Genomic DNA, 24,360 nt, shown 5'->3' on the forward strand with positions numbered 1-24,360 from the left:
AGGGTAGGACGTGGCCCACACCACACCGCTCAGGCCTTCGTTAGAGTCCACCCCATGAAGAAGTTCGAGTACTTCACCGCGCCGCTGCTGGTCCACTCGACCAAGGAGATCCTGGACAACTTCGGCCAGGACGGCTGGGAGCTGGTCCAGGTCGTCCCGGGGATGAACCCGGAGAACCTGGTCGCCTACTTCAAGCGGGAGATCGAGTCCAAATGAGCCACCCCGAGGAGAAGCTGGCCGAGCTCGGCCTGAAACTGCCTGAGGTCGCCAAACCGGTCGCCGCCTACGTCCCCGCCGTCCGCACCGGCAACCTGGTCTACACCTCGGGCCAGCTGCCGCTGCGCGAGGGCACGCTGATCGCCACCGGCAAGGTCGGCGACGCCGTCACCGCCGAGGTCGCCAGCGAGTGCGCGCAGCAGTGCGCGCTGAACGCCCTGGCCGCGATCAAGGCCGAGATCGGCGACCTGGCGAATATCAAGCGGATCGTCAAGGCCGTCGCGTTCATCGCCTCGACGCCGGAGTTCACCGGTCAGCCGCAGGTCGCGAACGGCGCCTCCGAGCTGTTCGGCCAGGTCTTCGGCGACCTCGGCCAGCACGCCCGCAGCGCGGTCGGCGTCCCGGTCCTCCCGCTGGACGCCCCCGTCGAGGTCGAACTGATCGTCGAGGTCTGACGCCTCTGCCCGGATCCCGCCCAGCGCGGATCCGGGCCGAACAGCTTGGAGAGTCATGGTCCGGGACCTGAGGGCAGAGCCGCTGACCGGCCGGATGGCCGAGGCGGCGCTCGCGCACGTCCGCGAGTCCCGGACGCCGTCCGCGCCGCGCCCGGCGGCGACCGTGATCCTGCTCCGCGACACCCCGGCCGGGCCCGAGGTCTACCTGCTGCGCCGGCAGCGGTCGATGGCGTTCGCGGCCGGGATGACGGTCTTCCCGGGCGGCCGGGTCGACCCGACCGACGCGACCGTCGCCGACTCGTGGTCCGGCCCGGCGCCGTCGGAGTTCGCGGCCCGGTTGGGGTGTGATGCGGCGACCGCTTCGGCGTACGTCGCGGCCGCCGTCCGCGAGACCTTCGAGGAGTCCGGCGTCCTGCTCGCCGGGCCGTCGGCCGAGACCGTCGTCGGCGACACCAGCGGCGATGACTGGGAGGCCGACCGGGTCGCGCTGGAGTCGCGGGAGCTCGGGTTCGCCGACTTCCTGCACCGGCGCGGGCTGGTCCTGCGGGCCGACCTGCTCGGCGCCTGGGCGCACTGGATCACCCCCGAGTTCGAGCCGAAGCGCTACGACACCGCCTTCTTCGTCGCCGCGCTGCCGACCGGGCAGATCACCCGGGACGTGACCAGCGAGTCCGACCAGGTCGCCTGGCTCCGCCCGGCCGACGCGGTCGCCGCCGCGGATGCGGGCGAGGTCCTGATGCTGCCGCCGACGTACCTGAGCTGCGCCGACCTGACGCCGTACGCCGATGTCGCGGCCGCCCTGGCTTCGGCGTCCGATCGGGAGATCCCGCTGATCATGCCGAAGCTGCGGATCGAGAACGACCTGGCCTACCTGGAGACCACATGACCGGCGCCGAACGAGTCACCGACTACGCGACCCGGGTGCTCGCCGCGAACCCCGGGCTGATGACGCTCGACGGCACCAACACCTGGATCCTCCGCGCGCCCGGCGCCGAGCGGTCGATCGTCGTCGACCCCGGCCCCCTCCTCGAGGACCACCTCCGCGCCGTCCTGGACGCCGCCGGCCCGGTCGCCGTCGTCCTCCTCACCCATCAGCACCCGGATCACACCGAAGGTGCCGCCTGGTTCGCCAACCAGGCCAACTGCCCGGTCCGCGCCGTCGATCCGGCGTTCCGGATCCCCACCGACCACGCCCACGGCCTCGCCGAAGGCGACGTCATCACCGTCGACGGCCTCCGCGTCGAAGTCCTCCCCACTCCCGGCCACACCCTCGACTCGGTCTGCTTCTGGCTCCCCCAGGACGGCTCCCTCCTCACCGGCGACACCGTCCTCGGCCGCGGCACCTCCGTCGTCGCCCACCCCGACGGCGCCCTCCGCCCCTACCTCGAGTCCCTCGAAAAGCTCCTCAGCTTCGCCAACTCACCCGCCGGCCCCGACCGCCTCCTCCCCGGCCACGGCCCCGTCGTCACCGACCCCGGCAAAGTCCTCGCTCACTACCTCAAACACCGCAAAGACCGCCTCGACCAAGTCCGCCAAGCCGTAGCCGCCGGCCACACCACCCCCCAAGCCGTCGTCCAACACGTCTACGCCGACGTCGACCAAGCCCTCTGGCCCGCCGCCAAACGCTCCGTCCAAGCCCAACTCGACTACCTCGCCTGAATCGAATACTGTATACACCTCCGAGCGGCGCAGGTCGGCAAGTTGCTGGCGCTCGAGCCGGCCGTGGTCGAGGCGCTGCAGCTGCCGCCGGTGCGCGGCGCCGGGGTCGTGGACACGACGGAGCCCGCGATCTACCGGCTGGAGGAGATCGTGCAGGTCTACGGGAGCGCGATCAACGAGCTCATCCGGGAGGAGTTCGGCGACGGCATCATGAGCGCCATCGACTTCGAGGTGGACCTGACCCGGGTCGCCGACCCCAAGGGCGACCGGGTGCAGATCACCCTGAACGGCAAGTACCTGCAGTACCGCGAGTTCTAGCGGGCGCGGCGCTGGAGGCGGTCCACGTCGAGGAGGACGACGGAGCGGGGCTCCAGGCGGACCCAGCCTCGGGAGGCGAAGTCGGCGAGGGCCTTGTTGACGGTTTCGCGGGAGGCGCCGACGAGTTGGGCCAGCTCCTCCTGGGTGAGGTCGTGGTGGACGTGGACGCCGTCGTCCGCGGTGCGGCCGAAGCGGCTGGCCAGGTCCAGGAGGGCCTTGGCGACGCGGCCGGGGACGTCGGAGAAGACGAGGTCGGCGACGACGTCCGAGACCTTGCGCAGGCGGGAGGCCAGCTGGAGGAGGAGGCCGCGGGCCACCTCGGGGCGGCCGGCCAGCCAGCGGAGGAGCTCGTCGTGGGTCAGCGACATCATCGAGGCGTCGGTGACGGCGGTGACGGTGGACGAGCGCGGTCCGGGGTCGAAGAGCGAGAGCTCGCCGAACATCTGGCCCGGGCCGAGGACGGCGAGCAGGTTCTCCCGGCCGTCGGCGGAGGTGCGGCCGAGTTTGACCTTGCCCTCGACGACGATGAACAGCCGGTCCCCGGAGTCGCCTTCGTGGAACAGCACCTGGCCACGGCGCAGCCGGCTCTCGGTCATCGACGCGGCCAGCGCGTCGGCTGCCTCGTCGTCGAGCTGACTGAACAGCGGCGCCTGTTTGAGCACTGCGGCATCCACTTTGGGGCCTCCTAGGACCTTCGACCACGTCTTCGGCCGGGGGATCGCCCCGCCCGGCGAGGTGAGCGTATCCACCCGCTCGCCCCAAAACCGTAGCCCCTCCAGTGTCGGCCCCGCCACGTAGGCTGGCCTGCATGCCATCGCAGCGTGTCGCGGAACCGGTCGGCCAGCCCCTTCCCGGGGCTCTGGAGACGGTGACGCTGAAGGTCCCCCGCAAGGCCCCGGTGTTCGCCGACGAGACGTCCAGTCAGCTCGTCCGGCGGGCCCGGAAGATCCACAAAGTGCTCACCGAGACGTATCCGGACGCTCACTGTGAGCTCGATTTCCGGACGCCGCTGGAGCTGCTGGTCGCCACCATCCTGTCGGCCCAGACCACCGACGTGACCGTGAACAAGGTGACCCCGACGCTGTTCGCGAAGTACCCGACGGCGCAGTCGATGGCCGAGGCGGACCGGGAGGAGATGGAGGCGATCCTCAAACCGACCGGCTTCTTCCGGGCCAAGACCAACAGCGTGATCAAACTCGGCCAGGCGCTCGTCGACGAGTACGACGGCGTCGTCCCGGGCAAGCTCGAAGAGCTGGTCAAACTCCCCGGGACGGGCCGTAAGACCGCGAACGTCGTCCTCGGCAACGCCTTCGGCGTCCCCGGGATCACCGTGGACACCCACTTCGGCCGCCTGGTCCGGCGCTTCGGCTGGACCACCGAGGAGGACCCGGTCAAGGTCGAGCACCTGATCGGCGCCCTCTTCCCGAAGAAGGACTGGACGATGCTCTCGCACCGCCTGATCTTCCACGGCCGCCGCCGCTGCCACGCCAAGAAACCCGCCTGCGGCGCCTGCCCCATCGCCCAGTACTGCCCCTCCTACGGCGCCGGCCCCACCGACTACGCCACCGCCGCAAAGCTGGTGAAGGTCCCCGCCGCGTGACCCCACCCCCGCACCACCCCACCCCCCACGCCCCCGCCACTGCGCGGCTGCGGCGTGCGGTGGCGGGTGGGATGTTCGTGGTGATGTTGGCGGCTTGTGGGGCGGGGCCTGGTGAGGAGGCGACAGGGGGTGGGCGAGCGACGGTTGCGGGGGCTGAGCGGTTGGCGGCTTGTCCGGTGGTGGAGTCGCGGCCGCCGGTCGCGGGTGGGTTGCCGGATGTGAGCTTGCCGTGTCTGGGGGAGGGGCCGGATGTGCGGCTGGCCGATCTGCGGGGGCCGCTCGTGATCAACGTGTGGGCCCAGTGGTGTCCGCCCTGCCGGGACGAGGCGCCGTACCTGGCGGCTCTGCAGCAGAAGGCCGGCGACAAACTGAGGATCATCGGGATCGACTACACCGACCCGCGGCCCGAGCTGGCCGTGAAGTTCGCGCTGGACAACAAGCTCGACTACCCGCATCTGATCGACTCCGACAAGCAGGTCCGCAAACCCTTCAAGGTCGGCGGGCCGCCGGTGACGGTGTTCGTCGACAAGACCGGCAAATTCACCCTGCACAACGGAGCGCTGACCTCCCAGGAGCAGCTCGACCGCCTGGTGCTGGAGAAGCTCGGAGTGCAGGTATGACGTTCGACGTCCAGATCCCGGATTGGCTGCACCCGTTGGCGAAGGCCTCCGCGGACGTCGACCCGAACCTGCTGTCCCGCTTCCTCCCGCCCGACGACCCCTCGGTGCGGAGCTCCGCCGTCCTGATCCTGCTTGCCGAGGGCAACGAAGGGCCCGAGGTGCTGCTCACCGAGCGGTCCTGGACGCTGCGCAAACACGCCGGCCAGGTCGCGTTCCCCGGCGGCGGCGTCGACCCCGAGGACGGCGTCGGCGACGAGGGCCTGATCCGGACGGCGTTGCGCGAGGCCGAGGAGGAGACCGGCCTCGACCCGGCCGGCGTCGTACCGTTCGCGATCTGGCCCGCGCTCTGGGTGCCGGTCAGCAACTTCGGCGTCTCCCCGGTGCTGGCCTGGTGGCGGACGCCGTCCCCGGTCGCGGTCGTCGACCCGGCCGAGGTCGCCTCGGTGCACACCGTCTCCGTCCAGCTGCTCGCCGACCCGGCGAACCGGGTGAGCTGTCTGCACCCGTCCGGCTTCACCGGCCCTGCCTTCCTCGTCAACGATCTGTTCGTCTGGGGCTTCACCGCGGGCCTCCTGGACAAATTGCTGCTGCTCGGCGGCTGGGCGCGCGACTGGAACCCCTCGAACGTCGTACCGTTGCCCGACCGACTGGTCGAGGCGGCCTGGCGGAGCGAGGGCAGCCGGCCGGCCGACGTCCGGCGGATGACCGCCATCGAGCACGACCTGAGCCAGGACGCGGAAGGTGTGGAGTGAGCAAGCTCGACTACGCGCTGCTGATCATCACCCTGCTGGTGGCGATCTCCGGCTATATCGAGGGCTTCGTCCTGGGCGCGTGCGCGACGCTGGGGCTGCTCGGCGGCGCCGCGGTCGGTGTCTGGGGCGTCCCGCGGGTGCTCGACAACTTCGAGCCGAGTGTGACGGTCTCGTTCGCCGCGCTGGTGCTGGTGGTGATCCTGGCCTCGATCGGCCGGACGATCGGGGCGCTGATCGGCTCCAAGATCCGGAACAAGATCTCCTGGAAACCGGTGAAGGCCGTCGATGCGCTCGGCGGCGCGGCGCTGGCGGCGGCGTCCGTCCTGATCGTGTCCTGGGTGCTCGGCGTCGCGGTCAGCGGCGCGCGGATCCCGAGTGTCACGTCCGCGGTCCGCGGCTCGGAGGTGCTGGCGAAGGTCGACGAGGTGCTGCCGAGCGGTGCCGACAACGCTCTGCAGGCGTTCAACGATGTCGTCAACACCGATCTGTTCCCGCGCTTCCTCGACCCGTTCGTCCCCGAGCGGATCCGCGACACCCAGCCACCGGACAGCGCGATCGGCCGGCAGCCCGCCGTCCGGCAGACCTACAGCCGGATCGCGAAGATCACCGGCGTGGCCAACTGCTCCCGCGGCCTGGAGGGCAGTGGTTTCGTCTACGCCCCGCAGCGCGTGATGACGAACGCGCATGTCGTCGCCGGCGTCAGCTCGCCGGATGTCGAGATCAACGGCCGCGAGTACGACGCCCGCGTCGTCCTGTTCGACCCCGAGGTCGACGTCGCGGTCCTGTACGTGCCGGGTCTGGACGTCAAGCCGCTGCAGTTCGACTTCACCGCCAAGGCCGATGACCCGGCCGTCGTCCTCGGCTACCCGGAGAACGGCCCGTTCGACTCCGAGCCGGCCCGGATCCGCTCCGAGGAGCGCCTCCGCGGCCCGGACATCTACGGCGACCGCACGGTCACCCGGCAGGCCTTCTCGATCTGGGCCTCGGTCCGCCCGGGTAACTCCGGCGGTCCGCTGATCTCCGCGAAGGGCACGGTGTACGGCGTCGTCTTCGCGGCCTCCGTCGAGGACAACCGGACCGGCTACGTCCTGACCGCCGACCAGGTCGCCGCCGACGCCCGCGCCGGCGCCTCCGCCACGCAGGACGTCTCCACCAAAACCTGTACCTAGGCTGCAGCAGATCTACCCGCCCGCCGCGTTCAAGAGATGTGACGGCAACCATGAGCGGGGACGAGATGGTGACGTACGACGGCCTCGTACGAGCCAGCGAGCAGCGGCTGCTCCGGCTCGGGCTGATGCTGTCCGGCAATCGGCACAGCGCCGAGGACCTGGTCCAGACGGTCCTCGTGCGCGCCCATCGGCGCTGGGACAAGATCCGCGACCTGGAACATCCCGAGGCCTACCTGCGCACGATGGTGGTCAACGAGTTCCTCAGCTGGCGGCGGATCCTCAAGAACCGTGAGCTGCCGCTGGCCGAACCGATCGACCACCCCTCGGACGAGGACATCGGCTCGCGCCAGGCGTTGAAGGACGCGACCTGGCAGCTGCTCACCCGGCTGCCCCGCCAGCAGCGCGCCGTCCTGGTACTCCGCTACTACGAAGACCTCTCCGACGACGAGATCGCCGCCGTCCTCGGCGTCGTGCCGGGCACCGTCCGCTCGAACGCCGCCCGCGCCCTGGCGACCCTCCGCGACCACCTCTCCCAGGAGGACGACTGACATGCCCAAACTCACCGACGACCAGCTCGGCGACCTCCTCCGCGAAACCTTCGCGGACCACCGCGCCGACGTCGACACCTTGCCTGAAGCAACCAAATCCCCGCGCCGCCTGCTCACCCCCGTCCTGGTCGCCGCCGCCGTCCTGAGCGTCGTGGCCGGCTCCGTCTACGCCGTCCGCAACGCCGGCCCGGACGCCGATCCACCGGTCGCGGCCCCCACTTCGCGGACCGCGGCCGACCAGGCCGTGATCGATGACGACGCCAAGGTGTGGTCGGTGGCGGCGCAGTTGCTCGCGGGGCAGCTCAAGCCGAAAGCGGGCTGGGAAAGGCTGATCGTGCAGGGGCTGCGCGAGCCGAAGGACGGACCGGAGCCGGTCATCACGCCGGAACAGCGCCGGGCGATCGTCCGGGCTGCGTCGGTCGTCGGCCCGGCGGAGTGGCGCGGTTCGTCCCCGCTACCCCCTGGATTCGATCGAGAATGCACCGAGGACCGGATGGGATTGATCGAACTCGGCAAGATCGTCAAGGCCGGAGACTCCCGGGTCCTACGCGTCCAGATCGATCAGTCCTGTCATCGCGACTACGCCGCGACCTACACCGTGGTGCAGAAAGACGGTGCATGGACGATCACGTCCGTCAGTGACGTCGTACAGCGCATCAGATAGCGCGTAGCCAGTCCAGCAGTTGGGCGTTGAAGAGCTCTGGGGTCTCCTCGTGGGGGAAGTGACCGGCGGGGGTGATGACCTCGTGCCGCAGCGGCGCCGCGACCAGGTGGGGCGGCGTGGTTGCGGTGGGGGAGATGGCCGGGTCGAGGGCGCCGTGCAGCTGCAGGACCGGGACGGCGACCGGCGTCCGCATCTGGGCGGTGTATTTGCGGCCGTCCGGCCGGAAACGGGAGCGGGCGAACCAGCGGTGGTACTCCAGCGCGCAGTGCGGCGCCGGCCAGACCTGCAGGGCGGCGCGGTAGCGGCGGGACGCTTCGGCGTCCGGGAAGAGACCGCCCGGTGCGGCCCAGTCACGGAGGAGGCGTTCGATGTGGACGCCGTCCTGCGCGAGCAGCCGCCGTTCGGGGAGGACCGGCAGCTGGAACCACGCCGTCCGAGCTACTGCCTTCGGCTGGCCGGAACGGGCCAGCAGCAACGGATGCGGCGCGGAGACCGCCGCTAGTGCGCGCACCTGTCGGGTGGCGAGGACGGCGGCCGACCAGCCGATGAAACCGCCCCAGCCGTGTCCGACGACCACGGCATCCGTCGCGCCCAGGGAGCGGATCACACCGGAGACGTCGGCGGCCGCGGTGTAGGGGTCATAGCCGCGCGGGGTCTTGTCGCTGGCGCCGTACCCGCGCAGGTCCATCGCGACGGCGCGGTAGCCGGCGGCCGCGACGACCGGCAGCTGATGCCGCCAGGCCCACCAGAACTCCGGAAAGCCGTGCAGGAAGAGGACGAGCGGGTCATCGGCCGCTCCGCACTCGGCGACGTGGAACCGGGCCCCGTTGGCCGCCACCAGGGAGTGCGACCAGGGGCCGTCGACCAGCAGGTCGACGACGCCGGCCGGGCTCAGTCGCCCTTGCCGATCGCCTTGAGCGCCTCGACCGACTCCTTCGAGGTCTCGATCGCGCGCTGCGGACCTTTGGCCTTGCCGAGCATCTTCTTACCGACCAGCACCAGGACGCCGGCGATCAGCAGCAGGATCACCGCGGTGATCAGGAAGGCCAGCGCCGGGTGCAGACCGAGCGCGGTGAACGCGTAGGCCAGCGAGATGGTCAGCAGGATGATCGCCAGCAGACCCAGGAAGGCCGCGCCGCTGAACATCCCGGCGCCCGTCCCGGCGGCGACCGCGGTCTTCTTCAGCTCGGTCTTCGCGAGCTCCAGCTCGCTGCGGACCAAACTCGACAGGTCCTTGCTGACATTCGCGACCAGCTGACCGACCGTGGGCTCGTCACCGTTCTGCCCCAATGACATGGCACTCCTTCCACACGCGTCCCGTGCCTTGACACTACCGTGCGTACGAACGGTTCCGGCGCAGGAGGAGAGCCGAGGCGATCAGCGCGGCCAGCACCGACGCGATCAGGACGGCGGCCTTCGCACGCTCGACCTGGGCGACGTCGTCCGCGAACGCCAGCTGGGCGATCAGCAACGCGACGGTGAACCCGATCCCGGCCAGCACCGACACGGCGCCGACGTCCCGCCAGGACAGGTCGGAGTTCAACTCGGCGCGGGTGAAGCGCGCGGTCAGCCAGGAGCCGCCGAACACTCCGAGCGCCTTACCGGCGAGCAGGCCGGCGGCGATCCCGATCGCGACCGGATCGGTCAGCAGCTGCCGGACGGCGTCGCCGCTCAACGTGACGCCGGCGGCGAACAACGCGAACACCGGTACGGCGACGCCCGCCGACCACGGCCGCAAGCGGTCGTCGATCCGCTCGGCCGACTCGACCCGCGTGACGAGACCGAGCGCGACCCCGGCGATCGTGGCGTGGATCCCGGACTCGTGCATGAACCACCAGGCCGCGATCGCGATCGGCACGTACAGGAACGGCGTCCGGATGTTGCGGCGCTGCAGCACGTACCAAGCGGCGATCAGCGCGACCGAGGCCAGCAACGACCACAGGTGGAAGCCGTGCGAGAAGAAGACCGCGATCACCAGGATCGCGCCGAAGTCGTCGACCACCGCCAACGTGAGCAGGAAGGCGCGGAGCGCACTGGGGAGGTTCGAGCCGACGATCGCCAGCACGGCCAGGGCGAACGCGATATCCGTTGCCGTCGGCACCGCCCAGCCGTGCGGTTTCCCGTCGTCCGACAGCAGGTTCACGCCGAGGTAGATGATTGCCGGGAGCACCATTCCGCTGATCGCGGCGGCGACCGGCAGGACGGCCTCGCTGAGCTTCGACAGCGACCCGACCACGAGTTCGCGCTTCAACTCGAGCCCGGCGAGATAGAAGAAGATCGCGAGTGCGCCGTCCGATGCCCACGCCTCGACCGTCAACGGGCCGAGCGGCAGCTCGCGGAGGTGGTGGTAGCCGTCCTGCCAGGGTGAGTTGGCCCACACCAGCGCCACAACAGTGGCCGCGAGCAACAAAAGCCCGCCGGTGGTCTCGGTGCGTAAGGTGTCGGCCAGGACGGCGCGCTCGCGCGGGAGGATCCGGGGGAACATCTGCCGGGTCATGGTTCGGCCCTTCGTCGGGGGTCGCTGAAACGATCGCCGACCAGACTTCCCGGCACACCTGAGGACAGTTTAGCTGAGCCAGGCTGCCGGGTCCGGGCCCTTGGGGACGATGCCGGTGGGGTTGATGGTGTCGTGGGTGACGTAGTAGTGGCGCTTGATCTGGTCGAAGTCGACGGTTTCGCCGAAGGCGGGGAGCTGGAACAGGCGCCGGGCGTAGGCCCACAGGTTGGGGAACTCGGTGAGCTTGTTGCGGTTGCACTTGAAGTGGCCGTGGTAGACCGCGTCGAAGCGGACGAGCGTGGTGAAGAGGCGGATGTCGACCTCGCGGAGCTCGTCGCCGAGGAGGTAGGCGCGATCGGCGAGGCGCTGCTCGAGCAGGTCGAGCCGGGCGAACAGGACGTCGTACGCCGCCTCGTAGGCCTCCTGGCCGGTCGCGAAACCGCAGCGGTAGACGCCGTTGTTGACATCGCGGTAGATCTCGTCGATCAGGGTGTCCATCTCGGCGCGGTCGGCCGGGACGAGCTGCGGCGCGCCGGCGCGGTGGTGGTCGGTCCACTCGGTCGACAGGTCGAGGGTGATCTGCGGGTAGTCGTTGGTGACGACGAGACCAGTCACGGTGTCCACGATCGCGGGCACGGTCACGCGGCCGTCGTACGCCGGGTCCGTCCGCAGGTAGGCCTCGGACAGGTACTCGATGCCGAGCACCGGATCGCGACCGTCGGGGTCGAGCGTGAACCGCCAGCCGCGCTCGTCGCGGATCGGGTCGACGACGGCGAGGCCGATGACGTCGTCCAGGCCGAGCAGCCGGCGGACGATCACCGAGCGGTGCGCCCAGGGGCAGGCGAGGCTGACGACGAGCCGGTACCGGCCCGGCTCGACCGGCCAGCGGCCCTGGTCGTCGGGGCCCTCGCCAACCGACGCCGTGGAGGCGCGCGAGATCCGGTCGGTGAACCGGTTCCCCTGGCGCTTCCACTCGCCGTTCGATCCGCTTTCGGCTACGAACTGTGCGCGATGCATAACGTTAAAACTACCCTGACTCGTCACTGGCCGTGAGTCGGCGGCAGAGGTTACAGTCGGGCTGAGAGGTCTACCGCGCCAACGCCGTCGCGGTCGCCACAAGCACCGGTCGCCGAGCCTCGAGTGACCGCGGTCAGCGCCCCCGGCAACCGGTTTGCCGGCCACAATTCCAGGGATACTGAGCACATGGCCCGCCCACGGAACAACCCCGGTGACCTCGCCGATCTCCCCACGGAACTGCGGCCCGATCGTCCCAAGGGCGACCAGATCCGCGAGATCCTGGAGAACCTGACCAAGTCGCTGGCCGTCGGCACCGTCCTGCCCTCGGAGCGGGTCCTCGCCGAGCGCTTCGGCGTCGCCCGGATGACGGTCCGCCAGGAGGTCGATCGCGTCGTCGCCGACGGTCTCGCCGCCCGTCGTCCCGGCGGTGGCACCTTCGTCGCCGAGCCCCGTCCGTCCAAGCTGCTCGCCTCGTCGTTCAGCCAGGACATGGTCAACCGCGGGATCACCCCCGGCGCCCGCGTCCTCGAGCACCACGTCGGCGCGGCGGACGACGTCCTCGCCCGCGAGCTCGAAGAGCCGCTCGGCACCCCCGTCCTGCACCTCGTCCGCCTCCGCACCGCCGACGGCGAACCGATGGCGATCGAGCGCACCGCGCTCTCGCTGCGCCGCTACCCCGGCCTCGACGAGATCGACCTCGCCGCGAACTCCCTGTACGGCGTCCTCGCCGACCGCTACGGCGTCGCCCTCGGCATGGTCTCCGCCTCCATCGTCGCCGCCCCACCCGAACCCGGCGACGCCGAACTCCTCGAGATCGACCCCACCACCCCCTGCCTCATCATCACCTCCGCCCCCCGCACCGCCTCCGGCGAACCCATCGAGTTCGGCCGCTCCACCTACCGCTCCGACCGCTACGACATAACAGTCGCCTACCGAGCCACCTAACCCCCGCGACGCCGCTCACGTCGCCCCCGCGACGACGTCTCAGGTTGCTCCCGCGACGACCTCTCTCATGGCGCCTCCGGCGACGAGGTCTGGCGGCGCCCCCGCGACGCCCCCTCACGTCGCCCCCGCGACGGCGCCCCTCACGTCGCTTCCGCGACGGTGTCTCACGGCACCTCCGGCGACTACGTCTCTTGCGGCGCCTCCAGCGCGACCTCGGCCGGCCACGATCGCCCGACCAGCCACCTCGTGAGGTCCCCCGGACACGCCCGTCGGCTCCGTCCTCGGACGCCGCCGGCTCCGCGCCTGCGCGAATACCCCCCGCGACTGCGGGCGCGCCGCGTCTTACCTCCTCCTCTGCCGGTAGGTGGAAAGAAAGTGGCGCTGGGTGGCTCGTAGTTTCCGGGGAGCGACTCGAGCGTTCGGACGCCGCCGCCGACTCCGCCCGGGCGAGTGCTTCCGCGACCGCGGGCGTCGTGCGTTTACCGCTCCGCCTCAGTAGCTGGGGGTTAGGCGTTGAGGCTGCGGAGGACGTTGGGGGTGTCCAGGCGGGTGACGATTTCTACGGTGAGGGCTTGGGCCAGGAGGGCGCCGACGACGGTGGAGGTGGCGCCGGTTTTCTCGGGGGTGGTGGGGACGGTGATGAGGGCGTCGCCGGGGACGCCGCAGTTGTCGAGGACGACGTCGGCGGTCTCGAACAGGCGCTGGCCGCTCGGCACCCGGGAGTCGACGGCTGAGGTGTGCGCCATCGAGGTCAGGGCGATGACGGCGGCGCCGCGGGCGCGGGCGCCGAGGGCGAACTCGACCGGGACGGCGTTGCGGCCGGAGTTCGAGGCGATCAGGACGACGTCGCCGGCGGCGATCGGGTGCGTTCGGAGGAGGACGTCGGCCAGGCCGGGGAGCCGTTCGAGATGGGAGCTCTTGGCCAGCCCTTCGTGCAGCATCAGCCCGGGTTCGAGGATCGCGCGGACGTCGGCGAGACCGCCGGCGCGGCCGTAGACCTCTTCGGCGATCAGGTGACTGTGACCGGTGCCGAAGACCCAGAAGGTGTGACCGGCGGTCATCGCGTCGACGACCAGACCGGCGGCGACGCGGATCGCGCCGACCTGGGACTCCGCCGCGCGGTGGGCGACTTTCAGTGCTGCCTGCAGGTACTCCTCAGCGCCATCCATGCGCCCGAAACTACTCGCCGCGCGCCCGGCCCGGCGAGAAGTCGAACTAGACCACTCGGACGAGATCAGCGCGGACGCCGAAGCGGCGACCGACACCCGGTCCAGCTCGGACGCCGCGAAGCCTGACTCCGCGGCGGTAGACCAGTGTGTCGAGTGGCGTCCGACCAGCTGGGAAGTGGGCTCTCGACCGTCCGTCTCGCGGGGAGTTCGGTTCGGCGCAGGAGGCGGGCTGTTCGGCGATACCACGCTTCCGTGGCCGTGTTCGCCTTGGTAGAAAGGGGTCGGGCGCTCCGACGCGCCGAAGCCACGAGGAGGAGTCGCCGACGTGACAGAGTCACCGCAGTCCGAAGCCCTGTCGAACCTGATGCACGAGGAGCGTCGGTTCGAGCCGCCGGCCGAGCTCGCCGCGAACGCGAACCTGAAGGCGGACGCCTACGAGCGCGCCGCCGCCGACTTCGAGGGGTTCTGGGCCGAGCAGGCCAAGCGGATCACCTGGGCCGTCGAGCCGACCGAGACGCTGGACTGGAGCAACCCGCCGTTCGCCAAGTGGTACGCCGACGGCAAGCTGAACGCGGCGTACAACTGCGTCGACCGGCACGTGGAGAACGGCCTCGGCGACAAGGTCGCCTACTACTTCGAGGGTGAGCCCGGTGACACCCGCGAGATCACCTACGCCCAGCTCAAGGACGAGGTCAGCAAGGCCGCCAACGCGCTGCTCGAGCTGAACGTCCAGCCCGGTGACATCGTCGCGATCTACATGCCGATGATCCCCGAGACGGTCGTGGCGATGCTCGCCTGCGCGCGGATCGGCGCCCCGCACACCGTGATCTTCGGCGGCTTCTCCTCCGAGGCCCTCAAGGACCGCATCCTGGACTGCGACGCCCGCGTCGTCATCACCTCGGACGGCGGCTACCGCCGGGGCGCCCCGGCCGCGCTGAAGCCCGCGGTGGACGCCGCTCTGGTCGACTGCCCCGACGTCCGCAACGTCCTGGTCGTGAAGCGCACCGGCCAGGAGACCGACATCGTCGAGGGCCGCGACCTGTGGTGGGAGGAGTTCGTCGGCAAGCAGTCGGCCGAGCACACCCCCGAGGCGTTCGACGCCGAGCACCCGCTCTACGTCATGTACACCTCCGGCAGCACCGGTAAGCCGAAGGGCATCCTGCACACGACCGGCGGCTATCTCGTCGGGACGGCGTACACCCAGTGGGGCGTCTTCGACCTGAAGCCCGAGACCGACGTCTACTGGACGGCGGCCGACATCGGCTGGGTCACCGGCCACAGCTACATCGTGTACGGCGCCCTCGCGAACGCGACCACCTCGGTCCTGTACGAAGGCACCCCGGACACCCCGCACCAGGGCCGCTGGTGGGAGATCATCGCGAAGTACAAGGTCTCGATCCTGTACTGCGCGCCGACCGCGATCCGGACGTTCATGAAGTGGGGCGACGACATCCCCGCGAAGTTCGACCTGTCGACGCTGCGGGTGATCGGGTCGGTCGGCGAGCCGATCAACCCCGAGGCCTACGTCTGGTACCGCAAGCACATCGGCGGCGACCAGGCGCCGGTCGTCGACACCTGGTGGCAGACCGAGACCGGGATGCACATGATCTCCCCGCTGCCCGGCGTCACCGCCGGCAAGCCGGGCGCCGCGATGAAGGCGATCCCGGGCGTCAGCGTGGACGTCGTCGACGACGCGGGCAAGTCGGTCCCGAACGGCTCCGGCGGTTACCTGATCATCGACAAGCCCTGGCCGTCGATGCTGCGCACGCTGTGGGGTGACGACCAGCGCTTCAAGGACACCTACTGGTCGCGCTGGGAGGGCGTCTACTTCGCCGGCGACGGCGCCAAGAAGGACGAGGACGGCGACATCTGGCTGCTCGGCCGCGTCGACGACGTCATGAACGTCTCCGGCCACCGCCTGTCCACCACCGAGATCGAGTCGGCCCTGGTCTCGCACCCGAAGGTCGCCGAGGCGGCCGTCGTCGGCGCCACCGACCCGACCACGGGTCAGGCGATCGCGGCGTTCGTCATCCTCCGCTCGGAGGCCGGCGACGGCGGTCCGGACGTCGTCCAGGAGCTGCGCAACCACGTCGCCAAGGAGATCGGCCCGATCGCGAAACCGCGCCAGATCATGGTCGTGGCCGAGCTGCCGAAGACCCGCTCCGGCAAGATCATGCGCCGCCTGCTCCGCGACGTCGCCGAGAACCGCGAGGTCGGTGACGTCACCACCCTGGCCGACTCCACCGTCATGGACCTGATCAAGACCAACCTGAGCAAGTCCGACGAGGACTGACCGACCGGCGTTTCGGGCCCCCGGGAGCGACCTCCCGGGGGCCTACGCTTTGCCCGTGCTCGAAGCGAAGCGGATGATGCAGACGAATGAGGAGCGGCAGGCGCTGGCCCAGCAGTCCGGGTGGCGCTTCCGGGAGCAGGCGCCGGAGCTCACGGACTACTGGCGGGTGCCGCCGTTCACGTCACACGGTGACCAGCGGATCGCGTTCGGTGTCGTGGACGGCCAGCTGAACGGCGTACCGTTCGTCGCCTTCGACTTCCATCGGCGGCCGACGGTGACGCACGTGCACACCGCCTGGACGAACAAAGAGGTCAACCAGCTGGACGAGGTGAAGATCGACACCGTCTGGGTGGTGAAGCTGCCGCGCCCGATGCCGTACTTCTCGATCGTGTCCAGCACCGAGCCGGAGCTCGAGGTCGAGCACTACCCGGAGCCCCCGACGCCGGACTCGAAGTTCAACCGCTGGTACAAGATGATCGACACCGACCCGAACGTGGCCGGCTACTACCTGCACCCACAGCTGATGCAGTTCATGCGTAAGCAGAAGGTGAACACCTGGTCGGTGGTCGGCGACGACCTGGTCTGCATGGAGCACCCGATCTTCGGCCGGACCAAGCCCAAGGACCTCACCGAGACCCTGGGCAAGCTCGTCCAGCTGGCCGGGATGCTGCCCTACAACGCGTTCCCGCCGCCGCCTCCGCAGCAGTGATGACCGCCGTCCTCGCGATCGTGCACGCCGGGCTCGCCGCGGCCTGGGTCGGGGGGATGGCGTACTCGCTGTTCGTCGTCCAGCCGAAGCTGAAGCGGTACTTCGGCGCCGACCAGGCCGGTCGCGAGGCGCTCACCACGGTCATTGCCGCGGGCAACCGGTACAAGGTGCTCGGCCTGATCGCGGTGATCGCCCTGACCGGCGCCGGCCTACTGCTCCTGGACTCCGCGCACTGGCCGATCCACGTGGTCAAGGCCATCCTGTTGCTCGGGGCAACCGGCATCTTCTGGTACGTCTCCTGGAAACACTGGCCGCAGCGCGTCTTCGCCACCGCCGCTGAGCTCCCCGCCCTGCAGCGCCGGCTGATGACGCTGGCGATGGTGATGCTCGGGCTGGCCGGAACCGCGTTCGCTCTGGGAGTCATCACCGCCCAGCTATGACCTTCACCACTGGGACCTGGGCGAACGCCGTTCGATGTGCCAGGATCAGTGCTTCATCAGGGGAGGTGGTCACCGTGGCGCAGGAGGAGACTCTGCAGCTGCTGGTCAGCATGCATCGGATCGTCCGGTATCTGCGGCGCAGCCGGACCGCGGTCTTGCACCCGACCCAGTTCCTCGCGCTGATGCTGGTCGCCGACGAGCAGCCGATCCGGATCGGCGAGATCGCCGCCCGCGTGCCCTGTTCGCAGCCGACCGCGACCACGACGGTCGCCGCCCTCGAAGAGGCCGGGCTGGTCCGCCGGGAGCCTGACCCGGTCGACGGCCGCGCGACCGCCGTCGTCCTCACCGACGCCGGCCGGACCACCGTCGAGGACTCCGGCCGTCAGGCCGCCGACGAGCTCACCAAACTCCTGCACCGCCTGGACGACGCCGACCGCGAACACGTCCTGAAAGCCGGCGAACTCCTCGACCGCATTGCCCGCGACCTGTAACCCGTGCCGAAGAACGGGTAGTAGTAGGCCGCTCGGCGGCCCGGCTACGCTCAGCCCACGATCCGCGGCTGCGGGAATCGCGACTACTACCCGTTCGTCTGTTCAGCTAGTTCCGGTTGATGGTGAACCCAGTCGTATTGCGGATGTCGACGGCGTTGTTGCTCAGCGACAGGTTGTTGAACTGGACCGAGCCGACCGGCGGGCCCTGGCCGGGCTCGGGCAGCTCATTGGCCCAGATCCCGAAGCCCGACTTCACGTCGAAGGCGTCCCCGGACTTGCGGGCGCCGGAGATCGACGTGTTGGTGAAGATCGTGTCCGCGACCGGGAACTGCGGCTGGCCGCCGACGTAGTTGGTCTGGAACATGATCCCGCTGTACGTCGGATCGACGATGTCCAGATCGGTCACCCGGATCCCCTGGAAGACCTTCGAGGCCGAGAAGATCCACAGCCCGGGGAAGGTCTGGTTCCCCCAGAAGTGCCCACCCGAGCGGACGATCGACACGTTCTCGAAACGCGTCGTCGGTGTGGCCCCGAACCCGTTCATCGGGATGCCGAAGTCCAGTGAGCTGATCGTGACGCCGGGGTAGGTGAGCATGTCCGCCGCGTACAGGTTGCGGAAGACGTTGTTCGTCCCGCCGTACACCGCGAACCCGGCGGCCCGCCAGGTCAGCGTCGCGGACAGGTTCTCGAAGACGTTGTCCCGGACCTCGCCGCCGCCGTTGTCGGTGGCGTTGAAGAGCGCGAAACTGTCGTCACCCGTGGACCGCGCGTCGTTGTTGCTGACGGTGTTACCGGCCGACCCGTTGGTCATGTTGATGCCATCGGCGAAGGCGTTCCGGATCCGCGAGTTCTTGATCGTCGAGTTGTCGGTGTTCGCACCCCAGTACAGGCACATCTGGTGCTCGGCCCAGATGTTGTCGATGGTCATGTTCGACGTCCCGGAGAAGTTGAACACCTTGCCCGGCCCGTCGTTGCGGCTGTCGTAGTTGCCGAAGTACGCGAACCCGCTGAACGTCGATCCGTTCGCCGACGACTGCGCGTCGAAGCCGATATCGGTGTTCGACTGGGACTGCGGCGCCACGAACTTCGTGAACCACGGCCCGGCCCCGACCACCTTGGTCGCCTTGCCGTACACGTTGAACTTGGACTGCGTCGGGTACTCACCCGCGGGCAGGTAGACGCCCTGGAGCGTGCTGTCCTGCCGGACCCGGTCGAGCGCGTTCTGCACGTCCTGGTGGGTGAACCCGGCCGGCGTCACGAACCCGGCGCCCGGGTTGCCGATCGGCGTCACCTGCTCGGTGTCGATGAAGTCGATCGAGTACGTCGTACTGTTCGCCGGGTCCTTCTGGAGCTTGATCTTCGACCCGGCCGGGACGGTCGAGTCGAGCATGATGCTCGCCTCGTCGTAGATGTGCCGGGCCGGGCCGGCGCCCGGCGAGTTGCTCGGGCCGGCCTCCGCGCCGTACAGCCACGCGTACTTCGAGGTCAGCGGCAACGCCTTGTGGAACGTGCCGTTCACGTACACGTTGATCGTCGAGTTGATCCCGCCGCCGCCGGCGGAGTCCGGGATCGAGAAGCGGGTGACGAGGGTGTTCGTCGACGCCCGGGTGGTGAACTCGACGAACGAGCCGTTCGAGTTCAGCGTGACCGCGCGCCGTCCGGAGGCCTCACCGGCGAGGTCGCCGATGGTCCGGTTCGGGCCGATCACCTGGGCGCCGCCGCCGACCGCGGCGTCCTCGGCCTCCAGGTGGTCGTAGGGCATGTTCGCGCCGCGGCCCACGAAGAACGGCCGCTCGCTGGTGTTGTTGGTGCGCTTGACCGGGAGCTCGTTGGCGTCGTCGGCCAGGACGACGCGGACGGTGTAGCGTCCGTTACCCGCCGTCCAGTTGCCAAGGGCAACCGCTGCGGTACTGGCGCCGGCCGCGATCGCGCCGTTGTGGCTCCCGGTCAGGGTGGCGACCGTGGAGCTGCCGTTGAGGATGGTCAGCGTGATCCCGTGTGCGCCCGCGGCCGAGGCGATGCTGCCCTGGTTCTTGAGCACGACGGAGAAGGCGACGCTGTTCCCGGCCGAGGGGTTGCCCGGCGTCCAGTTGACCGCCGCGGCGATCAGGTCCGAGCTGGCGACCGGGGTCACCACGAGTGCGGTCCCGGCGGTGGCAGAGTTGTTCGCGTCGTTCTGCTCGATGATCGTGTTGGCCTCGTCGACCTTCGCGTTCAGCGAGTAGCTGCCGGCGTCCCGGGCCCCGATCGAGGCGCTGACCGTGGCCGAGGCTCCGGCCGCGAGCGCGCCGACGGCCGCCGTCCCGACCTTGGCGGTGCCGAGGTAGAAGTTGACGTCGGTCGCCGCCGAGGCCGCGTTACCGCTGTTGGTGACGGTCCCGCGGACGGTGATCGTGTCGGTCTCGACCGGGGACGTCGGCGTCCAGGACAGGCTGCCGAGGGTGAGATCCGGGTTCGGGGCCGGGACGCCCATCACCTGGAACTCGGCGACCTGACCGGCCGGCGCACCGGTGTTCGCGGTGAAGTTCAGCCGGACGTCGGCGACCCGCGCGCTGACCGGGATCGAGACGGTGTTCCCGGACGACGGGGTGAAGTTGTACGCCGCGCTCGCGACGATCGTGCTGAACGTCGACGAGCCCTGCTCACGGCCGAGGATCGAGAACGTCTGCGTCCGCGGACCCCAGGCCGAGTCCGGATTCAGCCGGATCACGATCGAGCTGAGGTCGGCGTTCGAGCCGAGCTGGGTGGTCAGCGTCGCCGGGTTGCCGTTGCCCTCCCAGTACGTCGTCACGTTGTCGTCGTTCGCGTTCGCCGCGACGAACGTGTGCACGAAACCGGACGCCGTGATCGGCTTGCCCTGGGCAAGGTTGTTCCCCGGGCCCTGGCTGCCGTTCCGGGTCACCGTGTTGCTGTTCGGCGACTGGTTGCCAGCGGCATCTTTCGCGCGGACGAAGTACGCGATCGTCGAGCTGGTCGGCTGGGTGTCGGTGTAGGTCAGTACGTTCCCGGCCACGCTGGTCCGCAGCTGACCGTTCGCGTAGACGTCGTACCCGGTGACGCCGACGTTGTCGGTGGCCGCGTTCCAAGCGAGCCGGATCTGGCCGGCGCCGGGCTCGGTGAAGGACAAGCTGCCCGGGGCGGTGGGAGCTTGGGTGTCACCGGTGGCCGGGCCGTAGACCTCGAGCTCGGAGAGCTGACCGGCGGGCCAGCCGGTGTTCGCGGTCACCCGGACCCGGAGGTAGCGCGCGGTCGAGTTGCCGTAGTCGAGCGTGACGGTGTTGTCCGGGGCGTTGAAGGCCCGGCCCGCGGACGCCGACAGGTCGTTGAAGTTCTGGCCGTCGGTACTGCTCTGGAGCGCGAGCGTCTGGGTGCGTGAGCCCCAGCCGTTCGGCAGTTTGAGCACGACCTGGTTGGTGGTGACCGAGGCGCCCAGATCGACCTGGACCCACTGCGGGAACGCGTTGTTCGCGCTCTCCCAGTACGAGCCCTGGTTGCCGTCGGTGACATTGGCGGCGGTGTAGTTCTGGGTGACGCTACTGGCCGTCGCGGTCTTGCCGGCGGCCAGGTTCGGCCCGGCCAGTACGGCGGCGTGGGCGCTGGGAAGGGACGGGGCGACTAGGGCGCCGGCCGCGAGACTCGCGGCGAGCAAGGCGGTCAGCAACCGCCATCGGGGAATTCGCATGGCCTCTCCTGTTGGGCGGGAGTGGTGAGGACGCAGAGGAGCAGCCGCCACGCGAGAGTCCAAAACTTTCGTCGACTTGCCAATATCTTGCGTAGCGCTGGCTCATTGTTACGGCAGTGCTACGAGGGCGTCAACGGTTCGAGAAAAACCCAAAAGGGCCGACCCGCGTGCTGCGGGTCGGCCCTTTCGAGGAGTTCGGGTCAGTGTTTGGTGGCGCCTTCCGCGCCCGCGCCGGTGAGCGCGCGGACGGAGAGCTCGTTGTACCGCTCCTCGCTGGAGCGGTCCTTACCGAGGTAGGTGCCGAGGACGCCGAACAGGAATCCGAGCGGGATCGACACGATGCCCGGGTTCGACAGCGGGAACCAGGCGAAGTCGGCGCCGGTGATCATCGACGTCGGCTTCCCGGAGACCACCGGCGAGAAGATCACCAGTACGACGGCCGAGACCAGACCGCCGTAGATGCTCCAGGTCGCACCGGAGGTGTTGAACCGCCGCCAGAACAGGTTGAACAGCAGCGACGGCAGGTTCGCCGAGGCGGCCACCGCGAAGGCCAGCGCGACCAGGAACGCGATGTTCAGCTTCTGCGCCGGGATCGCCAGCGCGATCGCGACCGCGCCGATCCCGATCGCCGCGAACCGGGCCACCCGCAGCTCGCTCTTCTCCGACGGCTTGGTCTTCGCGATCACGTTCGCGTACAGGTCGTGCGCGAACGAGGACGCCGAGGTCAGCGTCAGGCCCGCGACCACCGCGAGGATCGTCGCGAACGCGACCGCCGCGATCAGCGCCAGCAGGATCGAGCCGCCGAGCGAACCGGCGCCGCCGCCGACCGCCTCGGCCAGCTCCGGCGACGCGACGTTGCCCTTCGACGCCTCGACCGCCGAGCCCTTGGCCGTGTTCAGCAGCGCCGCCGCGCCGAATCCGAGGGCCAGCGTCATCAGGTAGAACGCGCCGATCAGGCCGATCGCCCACTGCACCGAACGCCGCGCGGACCGCGAGTCCGGCACGGTGTAGAACCGGATCAGGATGTGCGGCAGACCCGCCGTCCCGAGGACGAGCGCGAGGCCGAGGGACAGGAAGTCGATCTGGCCGATCAGGTCCTTGCCGTAGAGCAGACCGGGCTGCAGGAACGACTGCCCCTTACCCGACTTCTCCGAGGCGGCGCCGAGCAGGTCGGAGATGTTGAAGTTGAACTTCAGCAGCACCAGGAACGTGATCAGCACGGTACCGGTCATCAGCAGCACGGCCTTGACGATCTGCACCCAAGTGGTGCCCTTCATCCCGCCGATCGTCACGTAGACGATCATCAGCGCGCCGACCAGGATGATGACGGCCGCCTTGACGGCGTCCCCCTGCACCCCGAGCAGCAGCCCGACGAGCGAGCCGGCGCCGACCATCTGGGCCAGCAGGTAGAAGATCGACACCACGATCGTGGACGTCGCGGCCGCCGTCCGGACCGGCTTCTGCTTCATCCGGAACGCGAGCTGGTCGGCCATCGTGAAGCGGCCCGAGTTCCGCAGGAGCTCGGCGACCAGCAGCAGCGCGACCAGCCAGGCGACCAGGAAGCCGATCGAGTACAGGAAGCCGTCGTACCCGTAGAGGGCGATCTGGCCGGAGATCCCGAGGAAGGACGCCGCCGACATGTAGTCGCCGGCGACAGCCAGGCCGTTCTGCGCGCCGCTGAAGTTGCGGCCGCCGGCGTAGTAGTCGGCGGTGCTCTTGTTCTGCCGGGACGCCCACCAGGTGATGTACAGCGTCACGGCGACCACGGCCGAGAACAGCGAGATGGTCAGCGTGCGGTTGCCGGGCTCGCCGTCGGCGAGCGGGATCAGCAGGGGGACGAGGCTCACCGGCGGCGCTCCCTCTTGAACTTGGCGTTCAGTCCGGCGGCCAGCGGGTCGAGTTTGCGGTTCGCGAACCGGCCGTAGAGGGCGGCGATCACGAACGTCGACACGAACTGCAGCAGGCCGAAGACCAGCGCGACGTTGATGTTGCCGATCACCTCGGTGTTCATGAAGCCGCGGGCCCAGTTGTTACAGGCCACGTAGGCCAGGTACCAGACCATGAACGCGATCGTCCACGGCACCACGAAGTTCTTGTACCGGCGCTTCAGCTCCTGGAAGTCGGCCGCGTCGTGCACGGCCTCGTAGGCGCGGGCGTCCCGCTCGCGTACGGCGTCCTCGTCCATGCGTTCCCCTCATGCTCGGCGACGCGAACAGATGCACGTTAGCGTTTGGGAACCCATTTGTGACTTATAGGGCGTGTCCGCAACCAAAATGTTTCTACAGGTGCGGGGCGACCGGGGCGTCGAGCGTGCGGCGGTAGTTGGCCAGGTCGCTCGGGCGGGTCCGGTAACAGCCGGTGATGTACGGCATCCGCAACGGCTCCGGCGGGCGGGCCGACGTCTCGTAAACGGAGTCGACCTGCTCGAGAACGGAATCCCGGCGGGATTCGGTCAGCACCGCAACTCGCGAGTGTGACAGCGCGAGCTGGCGCAGACCGCCGCGGTCGAGATCCTGCCAGTGCTTGAACCGGGCCGTCTCGACCCCGGCGAACAGATCGGACTGGAGCAGGATCGGCATCGGGTCGAACGCGTCCGCGCCCGGGGCGCCGAAGTCCTCGCCCATGATCGCGCGGTGCACCCGGCGGACCCACGGGACGACGGTGTCGTAGTTGTTCCAGAGCAGACCGAGGACGCCGTTCGGGCGCAGGATCCGGGCGATCTCGGGGAGTGCGCGGGAGTGGTCGAACCAGTGGAAGGCCTGGCCGACGATGACCGCGTCGACCGAGGCGTGCGCGAGCGGGATCGACTCCGCGGCGCCGACCATGGTGTCGATCCCGGGCCGCTGCCGGCAGACCGACAGCATCTCCTCGGACGGGTCGACGGCCACCACGTCGTGCCCGAGCCCGGCCGCGACGGCGGCCAGCTTGCCCGTCCCGGCGCCCAGGTCGAGCACCTGCAGCCCCCGGCCCGGACCCAGGATCCAGGTCAGCGCGTCGACCGGAAAAGTCGGGCGGCCGGCGTCGTACGCGCTCGCGACAGCGCCGAACGACGTCGCGCGGGCCGCGTCGTTCGGGCTCAGAGCCGGCTCATCGGTGGTCATCACCGTAAATCATGC

At 69.6% G+C, this 24,360-nt stretch carries 26 protein-coding genes; 16 read left to right on the top strand and 10 right to left on the bottom strand.

Features of this window, described 5'->3' with window-relative positions; all coding sequences use genetic code 11:
• Nucleotides 1-54: 54 nt before the first annotated feature.
• From ACZ6ZD_RS10720 to cynS, 5 genes are read left to right on the top strand one after another with little or no spacing between them, the layout of a single operon-like run.
• A complete protein-coding gene (locus ACZ6ZD_RS10720; RefSeq protein ID WP_132413438.1) occupies nt 55-216 on the top strand; it encodes a DUF4177 domain-containing protein in 162 nt (53 codons plus the stop codon).
• Nucleotides 213-671, top strand: coding sequence for a RidA family protein (locus ACZ6ZD_RS10725; RefSeq protein WP_465670553.1), 459 nt, complete (start codon nt 213-215; stop codon nt 669-671). The genes ACZ6ZD_RS10720 and ACZ6ZD_RS10725 overlap by 4 nt, the downstream gene beginning before the upstream one ends.
• Nucleotides 672-726: 55 nt before the next feature.
• Nucleotides 727-1,557, top strand: a complete 831-nt coding sequence (locus ACZ6ZD_RS10730; RefSeq protein WP_465670555.1) for an NUDIX hydrolase — start codon at nt 727-729, stop codon at nt 1,555-1,557.
• Nucleotides 1,554-2,330 carry an MBL fold metallo-hydrolase gene (locus ACZ6ZD_RS10735; RefSeq protein WP_465670557.1) on the top strand — a complete coding sequence of 259 codons (777 nt, stop codon included), beginning with the start codon at nt 1,554-1,556 and terminating at the stop codon, nt 2,328-2,330. Before ACZ6ZD_RS10730 ends, ACZ6ZD_RS10735 begins: the two co-directional genes overlap by 4 nt.
• A gap of 12 nt (nt 2,331-2,342) precedes the next feature.
• Nucleotides 2,343-2,648 carry a cyanase gene (cynS, locus tag ACZ6ZD_RS10740; protein WP_465672672.1) on the top strand — a complete coding sequence of 102 codons (306 nt, stop codon included), beginning with the start codon at nt 2,343-2,345 and terminating at the stop codon, nt 2,646-2,648.
• Here cynS and ACZ6ZD_RS10745 read toward each other — a convergent pair.
• Complete coding sequence (locus ACZ6ZD_RS10745; protein ID WP_171678263.1) at nt 2,645-3,322, bottom strand: cyclic nucleotide-binding domain-containing protein; 678 nt, start codon at nt 3,320-3,322, stop codon at nt 2,645-2,647. The two genes, cynS and ACZ6ZD_RS10745, sit on opposite strands and share 4 nt — an antisense overlap.
• A 134-nt stretch (nt 3,323-3,456) precedes the next feature.
• Between ACZ6ZD_RS10745 and nth the strand changes: the two genes are divergently transcribed.
• The 6 genes from nth (at nt 3,457) to ACZ6ZD_RS10775 (ending at nt 8,001) form a co-directional block, all read left to right on the top strand.
• Nucleotides 3,457-4,248 (top strand): endonuclease III, encoded by a 792-nt coding sequence (gene nth, locus ACZ6ZD_RS10750; RefSeq protein WP_465670560.1) that lies wholly within the window; start codon nt 3,457-3,459, stop codon nt 4,246-4,248.
• A gap of 218 nt (nt 4,249-4,466) precedes the next feature.
• A complete protein-coding gene (locus tag ACZ6ZD_RS10755; protein WP_465670562.1) occupies nt 4,467-4,868 on the top strand; it encodes a TlpA disulfide reductase family protein in 402 nt (133 codons plus the stop codon).
• Nucleotides 4,865-5,620: an NUDIX hydrolase gene (locus tag ACZ6ZD_RS10760; protein ID WP_465670564.1), complete on the top strand. Its 756-nt coding sequence runs from the start codon at nt 4,865-4,867 to the stop codon at nt 5,618-5,620. Before ACZ6ZD_RS10755 ends, ACZ6ZD_RS10760 begins: the two co-directional genes overlap by 4 nt.
• Nucleotides 5,617-6,789 (top strand): MarP family serine protease, encoded by a 1,173-nt coding sequence (locus ACZ6ZD_RS10765; RefSeq protein WP_465670566.1) that lies wholly within the window; start codon nt 5,617-5,619, stop codon nt 6,787-6,789. Before ACZ6ZD_RS10760 ends, ACZ6ZD_RS10765 begins: the two co-directional genes overlap by 4 nt.
• A gap of 50 nt (nt 6,790-6,839) precedes the next feature.
• Nucleotides 6,840-7,337 carry a SigE family RNA polymerase sigma factor gene (locus ACZ6ZD_RS10770; RefSeq protein ID WP_465670568.1) on the top strand — a complete coding sequence of 166 codons (498 nt, stop codon included), beginning with the start codon at nt 6,840-6,842 and terminating at the stop codon, nt 7,335-7,337.
• 1 nt (nt 7,338) lies between these two features.
• Nucleotides 7,339-8,001, top strand: a complete 663-nt coding sequence (locus ACZ6ZD_RS10775) for a hypothetical protein (RefSeq protein ID WP_465670570.1) — start codon at nt 7,339-7,341, stop codon at nt 7,999-8,001.
• Here ACZ6ZD_RS10775 and ACZ6ZD_RS10780 read toward each other — a convergent pair.
• The 4 genes from ACZ6ZD_RS10780 to ACZ6ZD_RS10795 form a co-directional block, all read right to left on the bottom strand.
• The gene (locus ACZ6ZD_RS10780) at nt 7,994-8,839 is read right to left on the bottom strand and encodes an alpha/beta fold hydrolase (RefSeq protein ID WP_465670572.1); all 846 of its coding nucleotides are present in this window, start codon (nt 8,837-8,839) and stop codon (nt 7,994-7,996) included. The two genes, ACZ6ZD_RS10775 and ACZ6ZD_RS10780, sit on opposite strands and share 8 nt — an antisense overlap.
• A gap of 53 nt (nt 8,840-8,892) precedes the next feature.
• The gene (locus tag ACZ6ZD_RS10785; protein WP_465670574.1) at nt 8,893-9,297 is read right to left on the bottom strand and encodes a phage holin family protein; all 405 of its coding nucleotides are present in this window, start codon (nt 9,295-9,297) and stop codon (nt 8,893-8,895) included.
• A 34-nt stretch (nt 9,298-9,331) separates the two neighbouring features.
• Complete coding sequence (gene nhaA / locus ACZ6ZD_RS10790; RefSeq protein ID WP_465670576.1) at nt 9,332-10,498, bottom strand: Na+/H+ antiporter NhaA; 1,167 nt, start codon at nt 10,496-10,498, stop codon at nt 9,332-9,334.
• Nucleotides 10,499-10,567: 69 nt separating this feature from the next.
• Complete coding sequence (locus tag ACZ6ZD_RS10795; protein WP_465670578.1) at nt 10,568-11,515, bottom strand: glutathione S-transferase family protein; 948 nt, start codon at nt 11,513-11,515, stop codon at nt 10,568-10,570.
• Nucleotides 11,516-11,701: 186 nt separating this feature from the next.
• On the opposite strand from ACZ6ZD_RS10795, the gene ACZ6ZD_RS10800 reads away from it, so the two are divergent.
• Nucleotides 11,702-12,460, top strand: a complete 759-nt coding sequence (locus tag ACZ6ZD_RS10800) for a GntR family transcriptional regulator (RefSeq protein WP_465670580.1) — start codon at nt 11,702-11,704, stop codon at nt 12,458-12,460.
• 506 nt (nt 12,461-12,966) lie between these two features.
• On the opposite strand, the gene ACZ6ZD_RS10805 is transcribed toward ACZ6ZD_RS10800, so the two are convergent.
• A complete protein-coding gene (locus ACZ6ZD_RS10805) occupies nt 12,967-13,629 on the bottom strand; it encodes an SIS domain-containing protein (RefSeq protein ID WP_465670582.1) in 663 nt (220 codons plus the stop codon).
• A gap of 364 nt (nt 13,630-13,993) precedes the next feature.
• On the opposite strand from ACZ6ZD_RS10805, the gene acs reads away from it, so the two are divergent.
• The 4 genes from acs (at nt 13,994) to ACZ6ZD_RS10825 (ending at nt 17,562) form a co-directional block, all read left to right on the top strand.
• The gene (gene acs, locus ACZ6ZD_RS10810; protein ID WP_465672674.1) at nt 13,994-15,922 is read left to right on the top strand and encodes an acetate--CoA ligase; all 1,929 of its coding nucleotides are present in this window, start codon (nt 13,994-13,996) and stop codon (nt 15,920-15,922) included.
• Between the two features lie 55 nt (nt 15,923-15,977).
• The gene (locus ACZ6ZD_RS10815; protein ID WP_465670584.1) at nt 15,978-16,631 is read left to right on the top strand and encodes a type III secretion system chaperone family protein; all 654 of its coding nucleotides are present in this window, start codon (nt 15,978-15,980) and stop codon (nt 16,629-16,631) included.
• Nucleotides 16,631-17,071 carry a hypothetical protein gene (locus tag ACZ6ZD_RS10820; protein WP_465670586.1) on the top strand — a complete coding sequence of 147 codons (441 nt, stop codon included), beginning with the start codon at nt 16,631-16,633 and terminating at the stop codon, nt 17,069-17,071. The genes ACZ6ZD_RS10815 and ACZ6ZD_RS10820 overlap by 1 nt, the downstream gene beginning before the upstream one ends.
• Nucleotides 17,072-17,145: 74 nt before the next feature.
• Nucleotides 17,146-17,562: a MarR family winged helix-turn-helix transcriptional regulator gene (locus ACZ6ZD_RS10825; protein WP_465670588.1), complete on the top strand. Its 417-nt coding sequence runs from the start codon at nt 17,146-17,148 to the stop codon at nt 17,560-17,562.
• Between the two features lie 106 nt (nt 17,563-17,668).
• Here ACZ6ZD_RS10825 and ACZ6ZD_RS10830 read toward each other — a convergent pair whose 3' ends face one another.
• The 4 genes from ACZ6ZD_RS10830 to ACZ6ZD_RS10845 all read right to left on the bottom strand — a co-directional run bounded on the left by ACZ6ZD_RS10830 (nt 17,669) and on the right by ACZ6ZD_RS10845 (nt 24,345).
• The gene (locus ACZ6ZD_RS10830; RefSeq protein ID WP_465670590.1) at nt 17,669-21,244 is read right to left on the bottom strand and encodes a discoidin domain-containing protein; all 3,576 of its coding nucleotides are present in this window, start codon (nt 21,242-21,244) and stop codon (nt 17,669-17,671) included.
• Between the two features lie 200 nt (nt 21,245-21,444).
• Nucleotides 21,445-23,091, bottom strand: a complete 1,647-nt coding sequence (locus tag ACZ6ZD_RS10835) for a solute symporter family protein (RefSeq protein WP_465670592.1) — start codon at nt 23,089-23,091, stop codon at nt 21,445-21,447.
• Nucleotides 23,088-23,429, bottom strand: coding sequence for a DUF485 domain-containing protein (locus ACZ6ZD_RS10840; RefSeq protein WP_465670594.1), 342 nt, complete (start codon nt 23,427-23,429; stop codon nt 23,088-23,090). The genes ACZ6ZD_RS10835 and ACZ6ZD_RS10840 overlap by 4 nt, the downstream gene beginning before the upstream one ends.
• A 94-nt stretch (nt 23,430-23,523) precedes the next feature.
• Nucleotides 23,524-24,345: a class I SAM-dependent methyltransferase gene (locus ACZ6ZD_RS10845; protein ID WP_465670596.1), complete on the bottom strand. Its 822-nt coding sequence runs from the start codon at nt 24,343-24,345 to the stop codon at nt 23,524-23,526.
• Nucleotides 24,346-24,360 lie beyond the last annotated feature (15 nt).

The organism is Kribbella sp. NPDC104218 (assembly GCF_055584105.1).